Source organism: Shewanella sp. SM101 (assembly GCF_025654465.1).
GTDB classification, from domain to species: domain Bacteria; phylum Pseudomonadota; class Gammaproteobacteria; order Enterobacterales; family Shewanellaceae; genus Shewanella; species Shewanella oncorhynchi.
This window is the reverse complement of sequence record NZ_JAKKRH010000048.1, coordinates 1-17,425: the sequence shown is the minus strand read 5'-3', so window position 1 is coordinate 17,425 and position 17,425 is coordinate 1. Positions and strand designations below refer to the sequence as shown.

15 protein-coding genes are annotated in these 17,425 nt (G+C 45.3%); 7 read left to right on the top strand and 8 right to left on the bottom strand.

From position 1 onward, the window contains the following. Positions 1 to 41: 41 nt before the first annotated feature. The gene (gene sirA / locus L5M38_RS20010; protein ID WP_113939219.1) at positions 42 to 2,105 is read right to left on the bottom strand and encodes a dissimilatory sulfite reductase SirA; all 2,064 of its coding nucleotides are present in this window, start codon (positions 2,103 to 2,105) and stop codon (positions 42 to 44) included. Positions 2,106 to 2,653: 548 nt separating this feature from the next. On the opposite strand from sirA, the gene L5M38_RS20005 reads away from it, so the two are divergent. From L5M38_RS20005 to L5M38_RS19985, 5 genes are all read left to right on the top strand, one after another. Continuing rightward, entirely contained in the window at positions 2,654 to 4,753 is a 2,100-nt protein-coding gene (locus L5M38_RS20005; protein WP_263180121.1) for a heme lyase CcmF/NrfE family subunit, read from the top strand. Next, positions 4,753 to 5,172, top strand: coding sequence for a cytochrome c-type biogenesis protein CcmH (locus L5M38_RS20000; RefSeq protein ID WP_028761784.1), 420 nt, complete (start codon positions 4,753 to 4,755; stop codon positions 5,170 to 5,172). The genes L5M38_RS20005 and L5M38_RS20000 overlap by 1 nt, the downstream gene beginning before the upstream one ends. Before the next feature lie 17 nt (positions 5,173 to 5,189). Continuing rightward, entirely contained in the window at positions 5,190 to 5,774 is a 585-nt protein-coding gene (locus L5M38_RS19995) for a TlpA family protein disulfide reductase (RefSeq protein ID WP_263169840.1), read from the top strand. A gap of 174 nt (positions 5,775 to 5,948) precedes the next feature. After that, the gene (locus tag L5M38_RS19990) at positions 5,949 to 6,527 is read left to right on the top strand and encodes a nucleoside triphosphate pyrophosphohydrolase family protein (protein ID WP_105250355.1); all 579 of its coding nucleotides are present in this window, start codon (positions 5,949 to 5,951) and stop codon (positions 6,525 to 6,527) included. A gap of 124 nt (positions 6,528 to 6,651) precedes the next feature. After that, positions 6,652 to 6,939: a helix-hairpin-helix domain-containing protein gene (locus L5M38_RS19985; protein ID WP_168827746.1), complete on the top strand. Its 288-nt coding sequence runs from the start codon at positions 6,652 to 6,654 to the stop codon at positions 6,937 to 6,939. An 11-nt stretch (positions 6,940 to 6,950) separates the two neighbouring features. On the opposite strand, the gene L5M38_RS19980 is transcribed toward L5M38_RS19985, so the two are convergent. The 5 genes from L5M38_RS19980 to L5M38_RS19960 all read right to left on the bottom strand — a co-directional run bounded on the left by L5M38_RS19980 (position 6,951) and on the right by L5M38_RS19960 (position 12,294). Further along, on the bottom strand, positions 6,951 to 8,030 hold the full coding sequence (locus tag L5M38_RS19980; protein WP_168827747.1) for an AI-2E family transporter: 1,080 nt from the start codon (positions 8,028 to 8,030) through the stop codon (positions 6,951 to 6,953). A gap of 225 nt (positions 8,031 to 8,255) precedes the next feature. Continuing rightward, positions 8,256 to 9,173 carry a TlpA family protein disulfide reductase gene (locus L5M38_RS19975; protein ID WP_263180120.1) on the bottom strand — a complete coding sequence of 306 codons (918 nt, stop codon included), beginning with the start codon at positions 9,171 to 9,173 and terminating at the stop codon, positions 8,256 to 8,258. Between the two features lie 330 nt (positions 9,174 to 9,503). Beyond that, positions 9,504 to 10,682, bottom strand: coding sequence for a hypothetical protein (locus tag L5M38_RS19970; RefSeq protein WP_263180119.1), 1,179 nt, complete (start codon positions 10,680 to 10,682; stop codon positions 9,504 to 9,506). Positions 10,683 to 10,814: 132 nt separating this feature from the next. Next, positions 10,815 to 11,864: an NAD(P)H-dependent flavin oxidoreductase gene (locus L5M38_RS19965; RefSeq protein ID WP_263143156.1), complete on the bottom strand. Its 1,050-nt coding sequence runs from the start codon at positions 11,862 to 11,864 to the stop codon at positions 10,815 to 10,817. 34 nt (positions 11,865 to 11,898) lie between these two features. Then, positions 11,899 to 12,294: a VOC family protein gene (locus L5M38_RS19960; protein ID WP_198572000.1), complete on the bottom strand. Its 396-nt coding sequence runs from the start codon at positions 12,292 to 12,294 to the stop codon at positions 11,899 to 11,901. Between the two features lie 332 nt (positions 12,295 to 12,626). Between L5M38_RS19960 and torT the strand changes: the two genes are divergently transcribed. Further along, complete coding sequence (gene torT / locus L5M38_RS19955) at positions 12,627 to 13,700, top strand: TMAO reductase system periplasmic protein TorT (protein ID WP_263180118.1); 1,074 nt, start codon at positions 12,627 to 12,629, stop codon at positions 13,698 to 13,700. A 6-nt stretch (positions 13,701 to 13,706) separates the two neighbouring features. On the opposite strand, the gene ubiA is transcribed toward torT, so the two are convergent. Together ubiA and uvrD are read right to left on the bottom strand one after the other, a co-directional pair. Beyond that, positions 13,707 to 14,567: a 4-hydroxybenzoate octaprenyltransferase gene (ubiA, locus tag L5M38_RS19950; protein WP_263148572.1), complete on the bottom strand. Its 861-nt coding sequence runs from the start codon at positions 14,565 to 14,567 to the stop codon at positions 13,707 to 13,709. 138 nt (positions 14,568 to 14,705) lie between these two features. Beyond that, positions 14,706 to 16,874, bottom strand: coding sequence for a DNA helicase II (gene uvrD, locus L5M38_RS19945; protein WP_131524222.1), 2,169 nt, complete (start codon positions 16,872 to 16,874; stop codon positions 14,706 to 14,708). Between the two features lie 360 nt (positions 16,875 to 17,234). On the opposite strand from uvrD, the gene L5M38_RS19940 reads away from it, so the two are divergent. Beyond that, the coding region (locus tag L5M38_RS19940; RefSeq protein ID WP_263177467.1) for a helix-turn-helix domain-containing protein at positions 17,235 to 17,425 on the top strand (191 nt) is incomplete at its 3' end.

Sequence of the window (17,425 nt, the reverse complement as noted above, 5' to 3'; positions counted from 1 at the left end):
GACACCCAAAGGTGTCGGGGATGACTAGGACTCAAGTTAAACTATATTTTCTTCGCACTCAGCGCATTACCATCAATAATGGCTTGGGCTTGGGTCACATAGGTCAAGGCGGCATCTAAGCGTTTTTGTGAGTAACGCGCACCATGAACACCCCATGAACCATCGGCTTTAATCAGCTTGAGGACATCTTGAGCTTTATCGGTCAACAACAGCACTTGCGTCTTATCTTCTACCGATAACTTCGCCATATTGGGCGACTTATCGATGCTAATAAGGGCTTTTTCTACTTTGGCATAGGTTTCTTTCACTGGTTTTTGCCACTTCTGAACTTTGCCGTAGATTTGCTGTTGATCTTTAAAGTGCAGACCCTCACCCAACTTAGATTGGAATTGGCTATGGCAACCTTTGTTATCCACTACATCGTGATCAGAAGCGGAAGTACGAGCACAGGTCCACATCAGATCGAGGTAGTTATGGCCATTTTCGTCCTTCGCCACAGTCCAGCCCTTAGTGGATGAGTCGCGAGACTTACCTTCAGGTGGGTTAAGCGTCTTACGCAATGGATCGACATCGATTTTCCACATGTGCGACTTACGGACGTTGTCGAAACCGGCCATATCAGGGAACTGGATCGCGGTGAAGTTTTCACAACTACCCATGTTTGGCATATGACAGCTTTGACAAGTTTGTTTACTGTGGGTCTTTGTATTACTCGCAATTTCAGCCTGTGCCGTATGGCAATCGGTACATTCTTTGATGAGTTTTGGTTTAGTAATACCGGATTTCCAATCACCATCAGTCACTTCGTGTGGATCATGACAGGTAGAACAACGCATACCCTTATCGTAGTGAGATGAGGCAAACATTTGCGAACCTTCTGTACCACAAGATGGGCACGAAGATTTCATCTTCACGTTAAAGGCATATTCCAGTTTTTCTTTACCCTGTGGGGTTTGCGCAAGTTCTTCTACGAAGTTAAAACGCTGGTGACAACGCTCACAGTTAGAAGGCATACCACCACCGATACCGCCGTCTAAATGACCACCTGCGCCATGACACTCTTCACAGGTAATACCGAGTGACACTGTATGTTTTTGGAGCTCTTTAGGATTACCAAGGGCTGCAAAAAACTCATCTTTAGTTTTAAAATCAAACTTAAAGGTGTGGCACATTTCGCAATAGGAACTCGCAGGTTGGAATAAGAATTCCTTCTCGTATTTAGCACCATAGGAGCTCATACCCCATTGGTGTGAACCACTCGCGCCAAAATCTTCCATTTTAGTTGGAAATTCAGGAATAACTTTCTGAATTTTCTTCGCCATTTCAGGGGTTAACCATTCAGCCCAACCACGGGAGAATTGGTTACCGCCGGCGACCATAGTGCCAGTACCATCTTTGAGTAAACCGTCTTTCACATGGAAAGTACCGCGTACTAAGTAGCTGTCGATAAAGCCGTATTTGGTTCTTGGTGTTCCCACAGTCGCATAAATTGCATCAGGGGTAATGCCGTCTGGCAGGATAGAAGTATCCTTAGTGCCATACATGGTTTTGTTTAAATCGTTATCGACTTCGGGATGACTCCCCGGAAAGCGTAAGGTTTTTGAATGGCGTGAACGTTTCCACTTTTCATATTGTGGACCGTGGCACTCACCACATTTTTCAGGACCAACAAACTTATTTGGGAAATCCAAAATCGACTTGGCACCGAGGCGATATTGCAATGCCATAGGGCGATTGCCCTCTTGATGTTGGCTATATTTTTGGCTATCACCACCGTGTAAGTATTCTTCACCACGGTCACTGACCTTATAGGTTCCTTTTAAACGACCTTGCTCGGCATATTTAAATACCGGATGATTTTCAAAAAGAAAATCAAACAACTCTTTTTCCTGAACAATATAATCCTGCAGTGTTCTTACACCACGGGATTCTAGTGTTAGATCGGGATTAGCCATGATTCCCTGAGCTTCCGCACTCATTTGTTTATTACCATAGCCAGGCTTTACCTCGCCCGGTTTAGCATCGGATGCTATTCCGGCCACACTGACGATAGTACCTAAACAAAACAGCACGCTGAGTGCTATTTTGGATTTCCATCGTTTCATCATTCACTCCTAATTATCATTAGTTTTATATTTTCCACTGAACCTAACTGCTCACTGAACGACATAAACAATTGACCAGTTACAGCATGGTGGAGGCAAAAAACCATTAAAAATCAGAGCTAGAGCACACTAAATTCCCGCTGATAAATCAAGATGAATAAAATCAAATAAAACAAATAAAATACAATAGCTTACAAAATTAATGTCATTTGTTTTTTAGAAGTTAAAAAGCACATTTCAGTTATAAAAAAAACTAAAAATGCGTTTTATTTTTAAAAAAACATCAAGCGTAAAAAGGAATGATTTAATAACGAATAAGATCACATTATTAAATGCGAAACTCGACTATTCTTAAAATCAACAGTGATTAAACCTTGTGATTAAACTGACTTTTCCCAATAAGGTCTTATATGTAAATTTAAAATCACAAGAAAATAACCCAAGTTTCTGAGCGAATTTAATAAAAATCAGCATATAAAACCACACGGGTAAAATAGCTAACTGTAAACACTATATTACCGCGACCACATTATTCTAAGGCATAATAAATGACAACTATGCTTCCAGAAATTGGACATATATTACTGATCATTAGCAGCGTATTGGCATTACTTTCTGCAGCACTGACTTTAATCGGTGTTAAGCAGAATAATGCCTATCTGGTGGGATTAAGCCCTACACTCTTTAGAGCCATATTTACCTCAGTATTTGTTTCACTTCTTTGCTTAATTTATTGCTTTATGACTGATGATTTTTCTGTTGCTTATGTCGCAAACCACTCTAATAGCCAATTAGCATTGGGTTATAAAGTGGCCGCCGTTTGGGGCAGCCACGAAGGGTCAATGCTGTTTTGGATATTTGCGATTGCCCTTTGGGGCGCGATCATCAGTTATCGCATAAAGATGGCGGATTGCACTCAAGATAAGGCCAGCGATAAATACCAAGACGCCCTGTATTTTGCGAGACTGTTGGCCATTTTGGCATTAGTGATCCTTGGTTTTAACTTATTTTTACTCTTTACCTCTAATCCCTTTGCCCGCTTATTACCTAACATTCCGATTGAAGGGCGAGATCTTAACCCCATTTTGCAAGACATAGGACTCATACTGCATCCGCCCATGCTCTTTCTTGGTTATGTTGGCCTCACTGTTTGCTTTGCCGCAGCGTTAGCATCACTGCTCGGTGGTGGTTTTAATACTCGTCAAACTAACTATTTACGACCTTGGGTATTATTAGCGTGGGTGTTTCTAACGGGCGGCAATGCCTTTGGATCTTGGTGGGCCTATAACGAACTGGGTTGGGGTGGTTGGTGGTTTTGGGATCCGGTAGAAAACGCCTCCTTTATTCCTTGGCTTGTGGCAACAGCATTAGTACATTCCCTCATTCTCACTCAACGTACTCATGGCTTTAAACTCACGACTTTACTGCTGTGCTTATTGGCATTTTCACTCAGTTTACTCGGCAGCTTTTTGGTGCGTTCCGGCATAGTGCAATCGGTACATGCCTTTGCCGCCGATCCGACCCGTGGCATGTCAATCCTCTGCTTATTAGTGATTTTTGTTGGGGCTGCGTTACTCATTTTTGCACTCAAAGCCCACCATTTAAAACAGGATGTGACTTTCGCGCTTTTCAGTAAGGAAACGCTGTTACTGCTCGGGATCGTTATCTTAGTCGTAGCAGGGTTTTCCGTATTACTCGGTACATTTTACCCTTTGATCTATGAGCTACTCGATTTAGGTACACTTTCAGTGGGGGCCCCTTATTTCAACGCTATATTTGTCCCCCTCACTTTCTTGCTTGTCCTGTTAATGGGCATTGCGCCCTTAGTGCAATGGCAAATAGTGCAATGGCAAAATGCCTCAAAGACTCGTATCGCTTCCTTGCTCATTCCTAGCCTAGTGATATTAGCCGTCGCTGGCTGGGTAAGCTTACAGGCCGCCTCGGGCAATAGCTTATTTTTACTCCTTGGCACTGCCGCAGCACTTTGGTTGCTAGTGTGTTTATTGCTCACGATATTGGCAGCCTCGGGATTAGGTAGACGAATATATGCCCGGCAATTAACCCAAAACCGCAATGAGCACGGCTTAAATCCTCCCGTTAAATCATCAAAACAAGGGTTTATAGCCATGCTATTCGCCCACTTTGGGGTGGCTATCACTATTATTGGAGCGACATCCGTCTCCTTTTTTGAACAGGAAGCCCTACTGCGAATGGGGCCTGGTCAAGGTAAGCCTTTGGCGAGTTATGTCTTAGTTTATGAAAGCACAGAGAATGTTGAAACCAATAGCTTTACCGCCATTCAGGCCAATATCAGTATCCGCGATGGTGCGAATGGTGAACGGGTTTTAAGCTATATCACACCACAACGGCAAACCTTTAAAAGCAATGGGATGGAAATGTCCCACGCGGGTATCGATCATGGATTCTGGCGGGATATTTATGTGTCTATGGGGCTGCAATTAAGTGACAGCGAATACCTTATCCGCATCAGCTATAAACCCCTTGCGAGTTGGATCTGGCTGGGCGCCATATTAATGATGCTAGGTGGGGCGATTGCCGCTTGGCCTACTCGCCATTTTAGCTACCAAGCTGATTTAACAACCTTAGTTAACCTATCCCATCACAAGCCACAGGAGACGCTTGCCTAATGAATCCAATATTGCGCTTTTTAGTCTTACTGCTCCCTATCACCTTATGTGGGATAGGGATCCCATGCTTATCCGTCGCGCAAGCTCAGCCCATATCAAGCCTTTCCTACCAGCAACAGGCAATAGATATCAGTAAAGTGCTGCGTTGCCCTATGGCGACGAATCAGAGCCTATTTGAATCACAGGCGCCAATCGCCCACGAGCTCAAAGCACAAATATTCTCGATGCTGGAACAGGGGCAAAACCAAGATGAGATTATCGATTTTATGGTGCAACGCTATGGTCAAAAAATCCGTTATCAACCTGAATTTAAAGCCTCCACCTTCGCACTTTGGTTTGGGCCACTGCTGTTATTAGTGCTTGGTGTTGGGTTGTGTCTCGCATTGGTAACCCGTAGAAAAACACAAACGACTATTTAAAAGTAAAGGATAACCAGATGAAATTACAATATTTTCCCTTTGTTCTACTCGTGTGTTTGGGTCTGTTTTCTAATAACAGCCCAGCCCACTCACTAGACAATAAACTCTACAGTACGGGAGAGCCCCTCCCTAAGCCCCTTGTGATGACTGGTTTTATAGAAATGCAGCACGCACGCGGCGTACCAGAAGTTCCCTTTATTGATGAATCAGGACAAACCCAAACCCTAAAACAGCACCAAGGAAAATTGGTTTTAGTCAATCTTTGGGCAACCTGGTGTGCACCCTGTTTAAGGGAAATTCCAGAACTCCAAAAGCTTAAGCAGCAGTATAAAGGGAAGAATATCGCAATCATTCCAATCTCTATCGATGAAGAATCTAAAGATGTACGCCCTTTTCTTAACCAACATGGCTTTAGCGGCTATGCCACTTGGCTTGACCCGGAGCAAAACATAGAACAAATCATTCCCGCGAATGTCGTACCCGCCAGTTATATTTTTGATGCTAAAGGTAATCTTGTCGGTTTTGTGCGGGGATATCTCGATTGGGCTGATAAAGACGTTGGCCCTTATCTTGATCAACTGATTGCAAAATACAGCCAATAATCACCAAGTAACACAGACTCACAATATATTTCTTCGTTCGGTCATCCGCCAAAATTTGCCGAAACCCGCTGCCGCCTATTTGACTGCGGGTATTTTTATCTCTACCCCATCTTTGTATTCTGCGACGCATTTCTTTAAAATTGCCGCCAAACTCTTTATTTCAAGGCAAATCAGATGAAACTCACCCGCTTAACTCAACCTATTTATGACCACTTATATCGTGATATCAGTGAGTTTCGTAGCACCTTCGACTTGCCCGTTAATGATGTTGATTCTTTAGATGACAAGGCCGACACTTTACATACTTCACTGATTATTGAGGAGTTAACTGAACTTGCCGAAGCCGATAGCCGTATCGAACAGGCCGATGCCATCGTCGATTCTGTATACGTATTAATGGGCCGCCTAGTGCACTTAGGCGCGCAAGCAATGACAGACAGACTCGAAATCAGTTACCTGATTGACTTGTTGCTTTGCGTGGCTCAAAACCGTGAAATCGACTTTATTAGCTGCTGGGATGAAGTCCACTCGAGCAATATGAGTAAAGTGTGCCGTAACGAGCAAGAACTGGCCGAGACCATTGCCTTCTATGCCAAGCAAGGTGTTGAAATTGTCGGTAGTCAGCAAGGTGATTTCATCATAGCGAAATGCGCTAAAGATGTGGAAATGGCAGGTAAAGTGGTTCGCCAAGGTAAGGTACTAAAATCGGTTTACTATCGACCAGCGGATCTGACAACACTGGTTAAAGCCTAGATTTTATAGCTTTTTTTAAGAGCCTGTTATTTGCAGGCTCTTATTTCGCCAAGGCAATTATCTCGCCTAAGCGATTATCCAGCAGTAATGACTTTTCAGCGTGTGTTTTAACGAGGCAATCCGTATGAATCCAGCAAAAGTCGTGCGTGCCGAGGTTAAGCAATTAACTGATTTACCGAATATTGGCAAAGCCTGTGCGGCGGATTTACGTTTGCTTGGCATAGATAAGCCTGAGCAGCTGTTAGATAGAAACCCCTACGAGCTGTATCAAACGCTGTGTGACAAAACGGGCCAGAGACACGACCCCTGTATGCTCGATGTGTTTATCTCCATCACCCGTTTTATGGCAGGTGAAGATCCTAAACCTTGGTGGTTTTACACCGATGAGCGCAAAAATACCTTAGAGAAATGAAGCTTTAGCGACTATTTATCCTCCTGTTTACCCATTATCGTTTCGGGCTCTTCCCTTAACCACTCACGCCAAATAGCCACCAGCAGGGCCATCAATACTGGACCAACAAACAAACCGACAAAACCCATGGTTTTTACGCCGCCGATCAAACCGAAAAAAGTCGGTAAGAAAGGCAATTTAATCGGCCCACCGACAAGATTGGGCCGCAGGGTTTTATCAACAATAAACAACTCTATGCTGCCCCAAAGAAACAAGCCGACCCCCGCCGTCATATCGCCAGTGCCGACAAGGTAGAGTGAAATCAAGGTAAACATGGTTGGCGCGCCGCCTGGAACCAAGGCCATAAAGGCGGTTAACACCCCAAAAGCCACGGCCGAAGGTACTCCCGCAATCCAATAGGCAATCCCCAGCACTATACCCTCACCAATTGCGATAAGCGTCATACCTATCACGGTCGAACTGACTGTTGCAGGCACCACACGGGAAAAACTATGCCAGCGAGCAGGCAGCACTCGCTCACCCACGATATCCAACTGTTTAGCCACTTGCGGACCATCTTTATAGAGGAAAAACAAAGTGATCAGCATAAAAAGTAAGGTCAACAACAACCCTAAAGTATTCCAACCCAATTGCAGCACCCAACGGGAAATGCCACTCAAATTCTGGCCACTAATGGCACTGATAATTTGGCCTAATTCATGGGGTTCACCAATAAACTGCTGCCATTGCAGGGTTAACCATTCGCCCATCCAAGGTAAATCTTTGATCCACAAGGGCACGGGCGAACCGTGTTGGTTAGTAAACACCAACCAATCAACCCAAGTCCTAATCTCTTGTAACGCATAGGAAAATACAAACACCAGCGGGATAATCAGCCCGAGCACAATACAACATAGGGCAATGGTTGCCGCCAACGCCGAGCGACCACCGCATTTTGCCAATAGTTTTTGATAGAGAGGCCAACTTGAAAAACACACAATCAATGCAGCTAAGGCGGGCACTAAAAAATCGATAAAAAAGAATACGCCAGCACACAAGAGCAAAACCAACAAACTACGACCAATAGCGGCATTACTGAAAATCGGCGTCATAGTGCTAAAACCCCCCACAATAAAATTCAACGATAAAATGGAAAACACTCTGTATTACACCAAACAAGGTTAACGCTTAACCAACTCGTTCTACGAATCAGTTTATTGCGCAGTGCTTCCCATGGGCAATGACTTTAACACCGAATATTGAGCTGTGTATCTATTCAATCTTTGAAGACAAAAGGCCTTTGGATATCTATCAAAGGCCTAACATTTGGAATGAGCTTATTGAGCCGAAAGTTGCTCAACTACTTTCTCTGGCTGGCTAAAATCGGTAATACGCTGAATAACTTTACCATCCTTAACCCACAGTAAAGTAGGAATATTGCGGATTTTAAAATGATTAAATAACACACCTAATTCATCGATACTAAAATCGACTTGAGTTTGATAAAGCTGCTTAAAATCTTCGAGCGCTTTATTGTCTGTCCACAAGTGATTGACCACACCGTGCCACGCTTTATTCGGCACTTTTTGCGCGAGATTATTTAAGCCTTTTTGGACGGCAATACACTCTTTAGACATTTCTGGACGGCTCTCTGCCAAATACCAATCACACCAAGTTGCAGTGAAAAAGAGTAGATGCTCACCTTGTTCCCAAGGCTTCAGTAACTTAGCCGTTTGTTCGGCACTGGGCGCCTCTGTTGTCTGGGCGGTCAACTCTTGGCCATTCGCCAACATATCGATAAATTTATCTAAATTAGCGTCTGACTCGTGGCTAGTGTAAACCACATCACCGGCACGATTGATTAATACACTATAGGGCGTACCGACTAAGCCTAAAGCCACACCCAACTCACCTTCATTATCCAACCAGACAGGCATAGTAAGCCCGAAGCGCGCGATAACGTCAGCGATCTTAGGCTGCTCTTCATTAATATTGATGTTCACTGCGACGATATTAATCTTGTCCTGATACTTCTTTTGCAGGGCTTCAAAATGTGGCATTTGTTCCATACAAGGCTGACACCAAGTTGCCCAAAACTTTAGGTATATCGGCTTGTCACCCGCAACGCTGCCTAAGGTCACTTGCTGCTGTTCGGGATAGGTTTTAAGTGCAATATCTTGATAGGCTTTGTCGCCCGCAAACGTAGCAAAACTCACGACGGCAAGGCACATAACAATGATTTGACGTAACAACATAGTGTTTTCCTTAAATTGATAGACCACTTGCATCCACGACTATGGGGCCAGTGATTTGCAGTCACTTACACAGAAAATACATAATTAAAGGGAGCGACAGTCTACCCAGCAGCCAACCTTTAAACAGTGAGTATAAACTAACAAGCCGCTAATTTAGCCATGTAAAATGTAAGCCTTGGTGAGCATATCAATGCCCAAATTATCGCGGCCTTTACTCATGACATTATTTGATATCCAAAGTGATTAATTCAGATATTTAAGTGAATTGCATCATCTAATATCTAAACAAATCAAAATCTTGAAATACAATCCTATCATGATGAATCCAGTCTAAGATGCTTTCTGCAAGTTGTGGATATGGCCAAACGCATCAGCGAATACTTGAGGATCATCTACAACGAGGTTGACCATACTTAACGGCTCAGGCAATTGTCCCATGCCGCCATAATAAGTTTGGGGCCGCTTAAAAATCAGCTGCACATTCGCGGTATCACCGCGGCCTATCGTCAATATTTCTGTTGCATTGATTGCAGTTGAATCACCTACCGATTTCCCCCCCATTTGCTGTGGCTGTACATGAGTCAAAAATGTTCCCAATTTCAGTTCACTTATCTGGGTTAAATCGATCGACATAAAACCCCAGATACCATTATTGATAATGAGCTTACCTTCGCTTTGATACAGGGAGTAATAACGACTGATACGGTAATTGGCAGCAATTAATACCACTGAATACAAGATCAAACCAGAAACGAATACGGCAGCAATATGACTCATATTATCGACTAGTGTGTAACTCACAGTGGCAGCAGCGATTAAACACATTATGATGACTAATGCATGCCAAGGCTGGGCACTGAGCAACTTAAGCTGAGTGATGGATAAAGGGTGGCGACGGGAAAAATAAGGAATAGCGTAATACCAGCTCGCGGGTTCAGTGGCGAGTATTAAACCTAAGGTCAGCTTTTTATCGTCAAGCATTTGATTCTTTGGAAAATCAGTGTTTGCTGCACCCTTAATGTTAAGTGTTCTAAGTTCATTCGCCTCATCACCTTTCTCTTGCTCCACTGTTTCAGCATACTGAGCAATGATCGCTAATCTTGGATCGCCTGAAGCCTTCCTCGCCTGCCACAATCCCTTAATAATACTCACCATCAAGTACAATTCGATGAGCAACAATATCGCAATAATAGGGAAACGCAGCCAAGCGACAAACTCGAAATACTCTGCAATTTGAGGAGGGTAGCTGAGGCGAGCCATTAGGCTGCTCAAACTTAGAATAACCAATATTCTCCAGCTTTTTTGCGCACCAATTTTGATAATCCAATACCAATAGAGCAGAGGTAACAACACAAAATATAGCGCACTGACGAGTGCCAAGGACAACTGCTCACTTGTTTGCGTTAACTGTTCTGGCAGTAAATTAAACCCAAGCCAATACACAATAATCATCAAAATGAGAAAATAAATTCGATATTTAGCTGGGCGTCTTAGTCGAATTTTTAGCATTTAACATCCTTGTCAGTTGATCTAGCCAAGCCTATGCGATAATGCAAACCCAAAAAAGTAGCTTGGCTTATCAATAACATGATGGATAAAACCATGAATACAATGCTGGCTTAAAAACGCTCAAACTGAGCATTAGACCATCAAACCTAACGCCAATTGCCTCGTCAGCTCTGCGGCAGGAATCGCCTGACAACCTGTTGCATTTTGGCCGCACCAAAGTGGGCTAAAATCACCAAATCCTTGTTGTTCAGCGGCGCTTCGCAATACTGCGACGGCACTTGAGGCGAGCGGAAAATCCGGTGCGGCATTATTGATGGGACCAAGCTCTGCCATAAAACGATTCATAATTCCACGGGCGGGTCGACCAGTGAATAAGTTAGTCAGAGCCGTATGCTGCGCTGCCTCACTTTGCAGGGCGGCGCGGTGAATATCACTGGTGGTGCATTCGGGACAGAGTAAGTATGCCGTCCCCACTTGCACCGCCGAAGCGCCCATCGCCATAGCGGCGCGCACAGTCTTGGCATCGACTATGCCACCCGCTGCAATAACAGGAATATCAACGGCGGCAATGATTTGCGGCAATAGACTAAAAGTGCCTAATTGCTCGGTTAAATCATCGGATAAAAAATGCCCCCTGTGACCTCCGGCCTCTAAACCCTGCGCAATAATGGCATCCGCACCACGCGCTTCAAGCCATAGGGCTTCTTCTACAGTTGTCGCTGTCGAAATGATTTTTGAACCCCAAGACTTTATCTCCAGCAACAAATCTTCATTCGGTAAGCCAAAATGAAAACTCACCACCTCAGGTTTAAATTTAGCTAACACTGCAGCCTGGGTGCTGGTATATGGCGCGCGTTGCGCCCCCACGGTTTGGCTATCAGGATTGACACCCAACTCAGAAAAATAAGGCGCGAGTTGATTAAGCCATGCGGCTTGTTTCGCTGCTTGCGGTTCAGGTTCGTGATGACAAAAGAAGTTTACATTGATGGGCTTAGTCGTCTGGGTGCGAATATGTGTCAAGGCGGTATCTAAGGCTTCGAGGGATAACATGGCGCAGGGCAAAGATCCCAACGCCCCCGCTTGCGACACTGCTATCGCTAAGGCACTGCCCTGAACACCCGCCATCGGCGCTTGAATAATTGGCAATTCGATTCCAAATAATCGGGTTAACTGGCACGGCATACATCACCTCCTTTGACTTGTTATCACTTGATGCTCAATCCTGATATGGCCCCGCGGCTAAACGGTGGGAGATCCACCACAGATTGCCCACGGGATCCCGCACTCCACCTTGGCGATCGCCATAGGGCATATTCGCCACTTCCATCACTAATTCACCCGCAGAGGCGAGTGCCTGAGCCACCGTTTTATCAGCATTTTCCACATATAAATAATAGGATGCGGGCATAGGCGTAAAAGCTTCACTCGCCTCACTCAACATAAATAAACAGTCGCCGATTTGCATCTGTGCATTAGCTATTTTGCCATCAGCCCGACGGGAAATATGTAGCGCTTTAGCATCAAAGGCTTGCTGTAAAAAAACCACTAAACTATCGGCATCAGCGATCATCATATACGGGCTAACTCGTGCAAATCCTGACGGAATAAACATAACGATTCCTTGTTACCTAAGCATGAAATTGATCCTAAAAAACCACTATAACCCAATGACTATAGACTAAGCACTATGGCGAAAACCAGCTGTGGCAATTAAGCCTTAAGCGTGAAATGTAAACTTAAGCATTCAGTGAACAAGTCAAAGCGTAAAGCCTGCTAATGTAAGACGACCCTACAATTTCAACCACTCTGTAGCCCATCATAAAAGTACCATAACACTTCATGACACTGGTTATTAAGAATAAATCAGCTTTATTTAGCATCGACTTAGCAACTATGGATCATTCATCTATGCTTAATCTATTGTTAACTTAACATGATGATCCTATGCACTTTACTGCATTCTTCGCTTACTCCCTCAGGATTTGCCTCACCTTAATCCTCTATAGTTTCGCCTTTGCAGTGCAGGCAACTTGGTATCCCGCCGATGTGATTGCTGATGGCAAAAAAACGGCATACACACCACTCACTCAAGCCCAAAAAGCATGGCGGATCTGCGCCTTACTTCCCCATGGTAAAGACCAATATTGGTGGGGCGTCGCCTTTGGGTTATCGCAGGAAGCCGAACGCCAAGGTGTAACTCTCGGCATTTATGATGCTGGAGGATATGACAATATTGAGCAACAAAAACAACAACTCTATGATTGCCAAGCCCTCAAAGCTCAAGCCTATATTATTGCTGCGAATACGGCTGATGGACTGATTGCGGATATCGAACAACTCTCTGCTGCGGGCATTCCTGTTATTGATTTAGTGAATGGTATCGCGACCGACAAACTCACGAGTCGCTCCTTAGTCAGCTTTGAAGATATGTCTGCGGCAGCGATTGAGTATATTGCATCGCAGCAACGAGACCCTGTCGATAAAGCGCCTGCGAAACTTAAAGTTGCCTGGTTTCCAGGGCCTAAGGACGCCTCTTGGGTTATGGCGGCGGAACAAGGATTTAGGCGGGCGGCAGCTAAACAAGAGTTCGACACAATTGAAGGCGGTTACGGCACGACTGAGTTATTTGTTCAAGCGGATTTAGTGCGAAAAGTACTTGCAAAACAAAGCGTAGATTATGTGATCGCCAATGCAGTTGCCGCCACTTTCGCGGCGCGCTATTTAGACGGGCGTAGGAATAAAACGGGAAAGGTCATCGCGTTCTACTCGAATGCACAGACCATAGAATTAGTGCAGAAAAAACAGTTACTCGCGACGGTCAGCGACTCGCCAGTATTGCAGGCTCGAATTGCCATCGATCTCGCAATACGCGCACTCGAAGGTGCGCCTTATCCCCACAGAGTGAGCCCAGTTATCAAGGTCATCTCCCAAGACAACATCCACCAGATTGATTTAGAACAAATATTAGCGCCACAGAATCAGTGGATGATCCATCAGGATCTTCCACAACAAAAATGATGCTCACTAAACTAAATAATCGGCGCCCAGCCCAACAAATAATGCGAGTCCAGCCCAATTGTTATTGAGAAACGCTTTAAAACAAGGGGCTCGTTCGCGATCAAAGATCAGCATTTGCTGGTAAGTACTAAAGCCGACAAAAGTCAGTAAACCTAGGCCATAGAGTAAACCACGATCGGCACTCCAACCGGCGGCGATAAAACAAGCCAGCGCAGCAAGCTGAAATAAACCTATGATTTGGCGGTCATATTTACCGAACAAAATTGCAGTGGATTTAATGCCCACCTTTAAATCATCATCCCTATCGACCATGGCATACATGGTATCGTAGGCGACAGTCCAAAACCAATTGGCCGCAAATAACCACCAAGCCTCGATGGGCACTTCACCCGTCTGCGCGGCGTAAGCCATAGGGATAGACCAACTCCACACCACGCCTAGAAACATCTGCGGCATATTGGTGATGCGTTTAGTGAAGGGATAAATGATCGTGAGGATAATACCAACAACGGATAATTTAACCACTAATCCATTGAGTAATAGGACTAAACCAAAAGCAGATAAACCTAAAACGACGAACAGTATCAAGGCTTCTTTCGTGCTGATTTCGCCACTGGCCAGCGGCCGAGATTTAGTGCGTTCCACAAAAGAGTCGAGATCGCGATCGGCATAGTCGTTAATAATGCAGCCACAGGCACGCATGATCACCACGCCAATAATAAAGATGATCAATACCTTAAAATCGGGCATACCACCCGCCGCTAACATCAGCGCCATCAAGCATGGCCACATCAACAATAGCGTACCTATGGGACGGTCGATTCGAGTAAGACGGGAATACACATCCCACTTCTGCTTTAAATTCATTAACTAGGTACTCCCAATACCCTCAAATTTCCACTCGGTTTCAGGATTAGCATCATATACCCATGCTTCTCCCGATGCGAATTTACGCCCTGAAAGCGTGTCATAAAAAGCTGACATTCATCGCGTTCAGGGCTGGTATTAAAGCGCCTCTAACCGAGCGTAAGCCACCACTAACCACTTGCTGCCAAAGTCAGTAAAGCTCACTTGTACTCGCCCTTGGGCACCGCTGCCCTCAAAGTTGGTCACTTTACCTTCACCAAATTTAGGGTGATTGACTCGTTGGCCGACGTTAAAACCCGTATCGTTTGTCGCAGCCGATTTTGGGGCGCTAAAACGATTATTCGCCATCGGCGTTGAAACCTGCGCCTTAAGACGGATTTCATCCACATATTGCGGCGGGATCTCTTTGATAAAACGCGACGGCCGAGCGTAATCTTCGCGGCCATAAATGCGCCGCGATTCCGCATAGGTAATGTAGAGTTTTTCCATGGCACGGGTCATGCCCACATAGCAGAGACGGCGTTCTTCATCGAGTCTATCGCCCTCTTCGAGCGCCATTTTACTCGGGAAGATCCCTTCTTCGACACCCGCCATGAACACCATAGTGAACTCTAGCCCTTTGGCAGAATGCAGCGTCATTAGCTGCACCGCATCGGTAAAGGCATCGGCTTGGCCTTCGCCCGCTTCGAGCGCCGCGTGGGAGAGGAAACCGTTAAGTTCGCCCATGTCCTCCAGCTCTTCTGGCAGCTCAAAAGTACGCGCCGCCGTGACGAGTTCTTCTAAGTTTTCGATTCTAGCGTGGGCTTTTTCGCCCTTTTCAGCTTCATACATGGCCTTAAGACCCGACGCTTGGATCACCGTATCGGCCATGCGATACAGCACCATATCTTGGGTGTCTTCACGCATCGTCATGATTAAGTCCATGAAACCACGCACAGAATTTGCTGCGCGACCCGCAAGCACTTTCTCATCGAGTAAACGCACACTCGCCTGCCACAGGGTTAACTCATGCTGGCGCGCCGTGGAGCGCAAAATATCTAAAGTGCGATCGCCAATGCCACGGGGCGGCGTATTCACCACGCGCTCAAACGCCGCATCGTCGTCTTTGTTATTGATCAGCCGCAGGTAACCCATGGCATCTTTAATTTCTTGGCGTTCGAAGAAGCGTAAACCGCCGTAGATACGATAGGCTAAACCTTTGTGTAATAAGGCTTCTTCCAATACCCGCGATTGAGCGTTAGAACGATATAAAATCGCACAATCACTGAGGTTGCCGCCCTTTTCGTGCCAATCATTAATTCGACCGACGATAAAGCGCGCCTCGTCCATTTCATTAAAGGCGCAATAGAGCGAAATCGGATCGCCATCGGCTTCATCCGTCCACAACTCTTTGCCCATACGTTCTGGGTTATTGGCGATTAAGGCGTTGGACGCTTTAAGAATATTGCCCTTAGAGCGATAGTTTTGTTCGAGGCGAATCGTGGTCGCCGTCGGAAAATCTTTTAAGAATCTATGTAGGTTTTCAACCTGAGCACCACGCCAACCGTAAATCGATTGGTCGTCATCACCGACTATCATCACATTGGCAGTTTGACCAGCAAGCACACGGATCCACGCATATTGGATCGCGTTGGTATCTTGGAACTCGTCCACCAAAATATGCTTAAATCTGTCTTGATAATGGGCCAACAAGTGCGGCTTATTGAGCCATAACTCATGGGCACGTAATAGGATTTCGGCAAAATCGACTAAACCCGCGCGGTCGCAAGACTCTTGGTAGACCTGATAGATTTTTAGCAGATTCTGCTCAAGCGGAAAACCGCCCGCATCGATATGTTTAGGGCGTAATCCTTGGTCTTTTTTACCATTGATATAACCCTGAGCTTGGCGTGGAGGATATTGTTTCTCATCCAAATTCAAGCTTTTAAGAATACGTTTGATCAAGCGCACTTGATCGTCAGAATCAAGAATTTGGAAGCTTTGCGGTAAACCCGCATCTTGGAAGTGAGTGCGCAACAAGCGATGCGCCAAGCCGTGGAAAGTCCCAATCCACATGCGGCCCATATTGGTGCCAGCGACTTTTTCAACTCGCTCGCGCATCTCAGCCGCAGCTTTATTGGTAAACGTCACCGCAAGAATCGAGTAAGGACTCTGCTGTTCAACCTGCATCAGCCACGCAATGCGGTGGGTCAACACCCGAGTTTTACCACTGCCCGCGCCCGCCAACACTAACATGCTAGATTGCGGTGCCGCGACAGCCTCGCGCTGCTTATCATTCAGGCCGTCTAGTAAAGAAGATACGTCCATTCTCGCCTCCAAAAAATCGAGGGGGCATTATAACAGAAGAAAACCCGCCTGCGCGTTTGATCCACAAGACGAGAGCCATAAGGTGAGTGATATGTTGCCGCATCTTGCTTTGCGCTTGTATTGTAATGACGACATTGATTAAGCACTGTCATTCCCACAATGCTTGTGGGCGGGAATCCAGCTTTTCGGTAACAGATCTTTGTTTTTAGGGTAGGAATTGAGCAAATCCAAGGCTGTATTAATTATTCATAAAGAGGGTGTTCATCATTCTGTTTCAGCGATTAAGCACTGTCATTCCAGTGATACCAATTATATTAATTATGTGATCTAATTGGTCATCAGTTTTTAATCATACAAAATATGAATCATCCCCACATCGCAGCCTTAGTAAAATCGGAGAAAAGTGCACGCAAACGTATGCGCTATCTTGCCTTACTCCATTTCACTGAAGGTCATTCTCGTACCGCCATCGCAAGCATGCTTAAGGTCAGTAGAACCAGTGTCAATCGCTGGGTCACCGCCTATTTAACCCATGGGCTGACTGGCCTTGA

What these genes read in the sequence shown, in the direction of transcription:
- sirA (WP_113939219.1), bottom strand. Translation starts at nt 2,105, where the DNA reads ATGAAACGATGGAAATCCAAAATAGCACTCAGCGTGCTGTTTTGTTTA.
- L5M38_RS20005 (WP_263180121.1), top strand. Translation starts at nt 2,654, where the DNA reads ATGACAACTATGCTTCCAGAAATTGGACATATATTACTGATCATTAGC.
- L5M38_RS20000 (WP_028761784.1), top strand. Translation starts at nt 4,753, where the DNA reads ATGAATCCAATATTGCGCTTTTTAGTCTTACTGCTCCCTATCACCTTA.
- L5M38_RS19995 (WP_263169840.1), top strand. Translation starts at nt 5,190, where the DNA reads ATGAAATTACAATATTTTCCCTTTGTTCTACTCGTGTGTTTGGGTCTG.
- L5M38_RS19990 (WP_105250355.1), top strand. Translation starts at nt 5,949, where the DNA reads ATGAAACTCACCCGCTTAACTCAACCTATTTATGACCACTTATATCGT.
- L5M38_RS19985 (WP_168827746.1), top strand. Translation starts at nt 6,652, where the DNA reads ATGAATCCAGCAAAAGTCGTGCGTGCCGAGGTTAAGCAATTAACTGAT.
- L5M38_RS19980 (WP_168827747.1), bottom strand. Translation starts at nt 8,030, where the DNA reads ATGACGCCGATTTTCAGTAATGCCGCTATTGGTCGTAGTTTGTTGGTT.
- L5M38_RS19975 (WP_263180120.1), bottom strand. Translation starts at nt 9,173, where the DNA reads ATGTTGTTACGTCAAATCATTGTTATGTGCCTTGCCGTCGTGAGTTTT.
- L5M38_RS19970 (WP_263180119.1), bottom strand. Translation starts at nt 10,682, where the DNA reads ATGCTAAAAATTCGACTAAGACGCCCAGCTAAATATCGAATTTATTTT.
- L5M38_RS19965 (WP_263143156.1), bottom strand. Translation starts at nt 11,864, where the DNA reads ATGCCGTGCCAGTTAACCCGATTATTTGGAATCGAATTGCCAATTATT.
- L5M38_RS19960 (WP_198572000.1), bottom strand. Translation starts at nt 12,294, where the DNA reads ATGTTTATTCCGTCAGGATTTGCACGAGTTAGCCCGTATATGATGATC.
- torT (WP_263180118.1), top strand. Translation starts at nt 12,627, where the DNA reads ATGCACTTTACTGCATTCTTCGCTTACTCCCTCAGGATTTGCCTCACC.
- ubiA (WP_263148572.1), bottom strand. Translation starts at nt 14,567, where the DNA reads ATGAATTTAAAGCAGAAGTGGGATGTGTATTCCCGTCTTACTCGAATC.
- uvrD (WP_131524222.1), bottom strand. Translation starts at nt 16,874, where the DNA reads ATGGACGTATCTTCTTTACTAGACGGCCTGAATGATAAGCAGCGCGAG.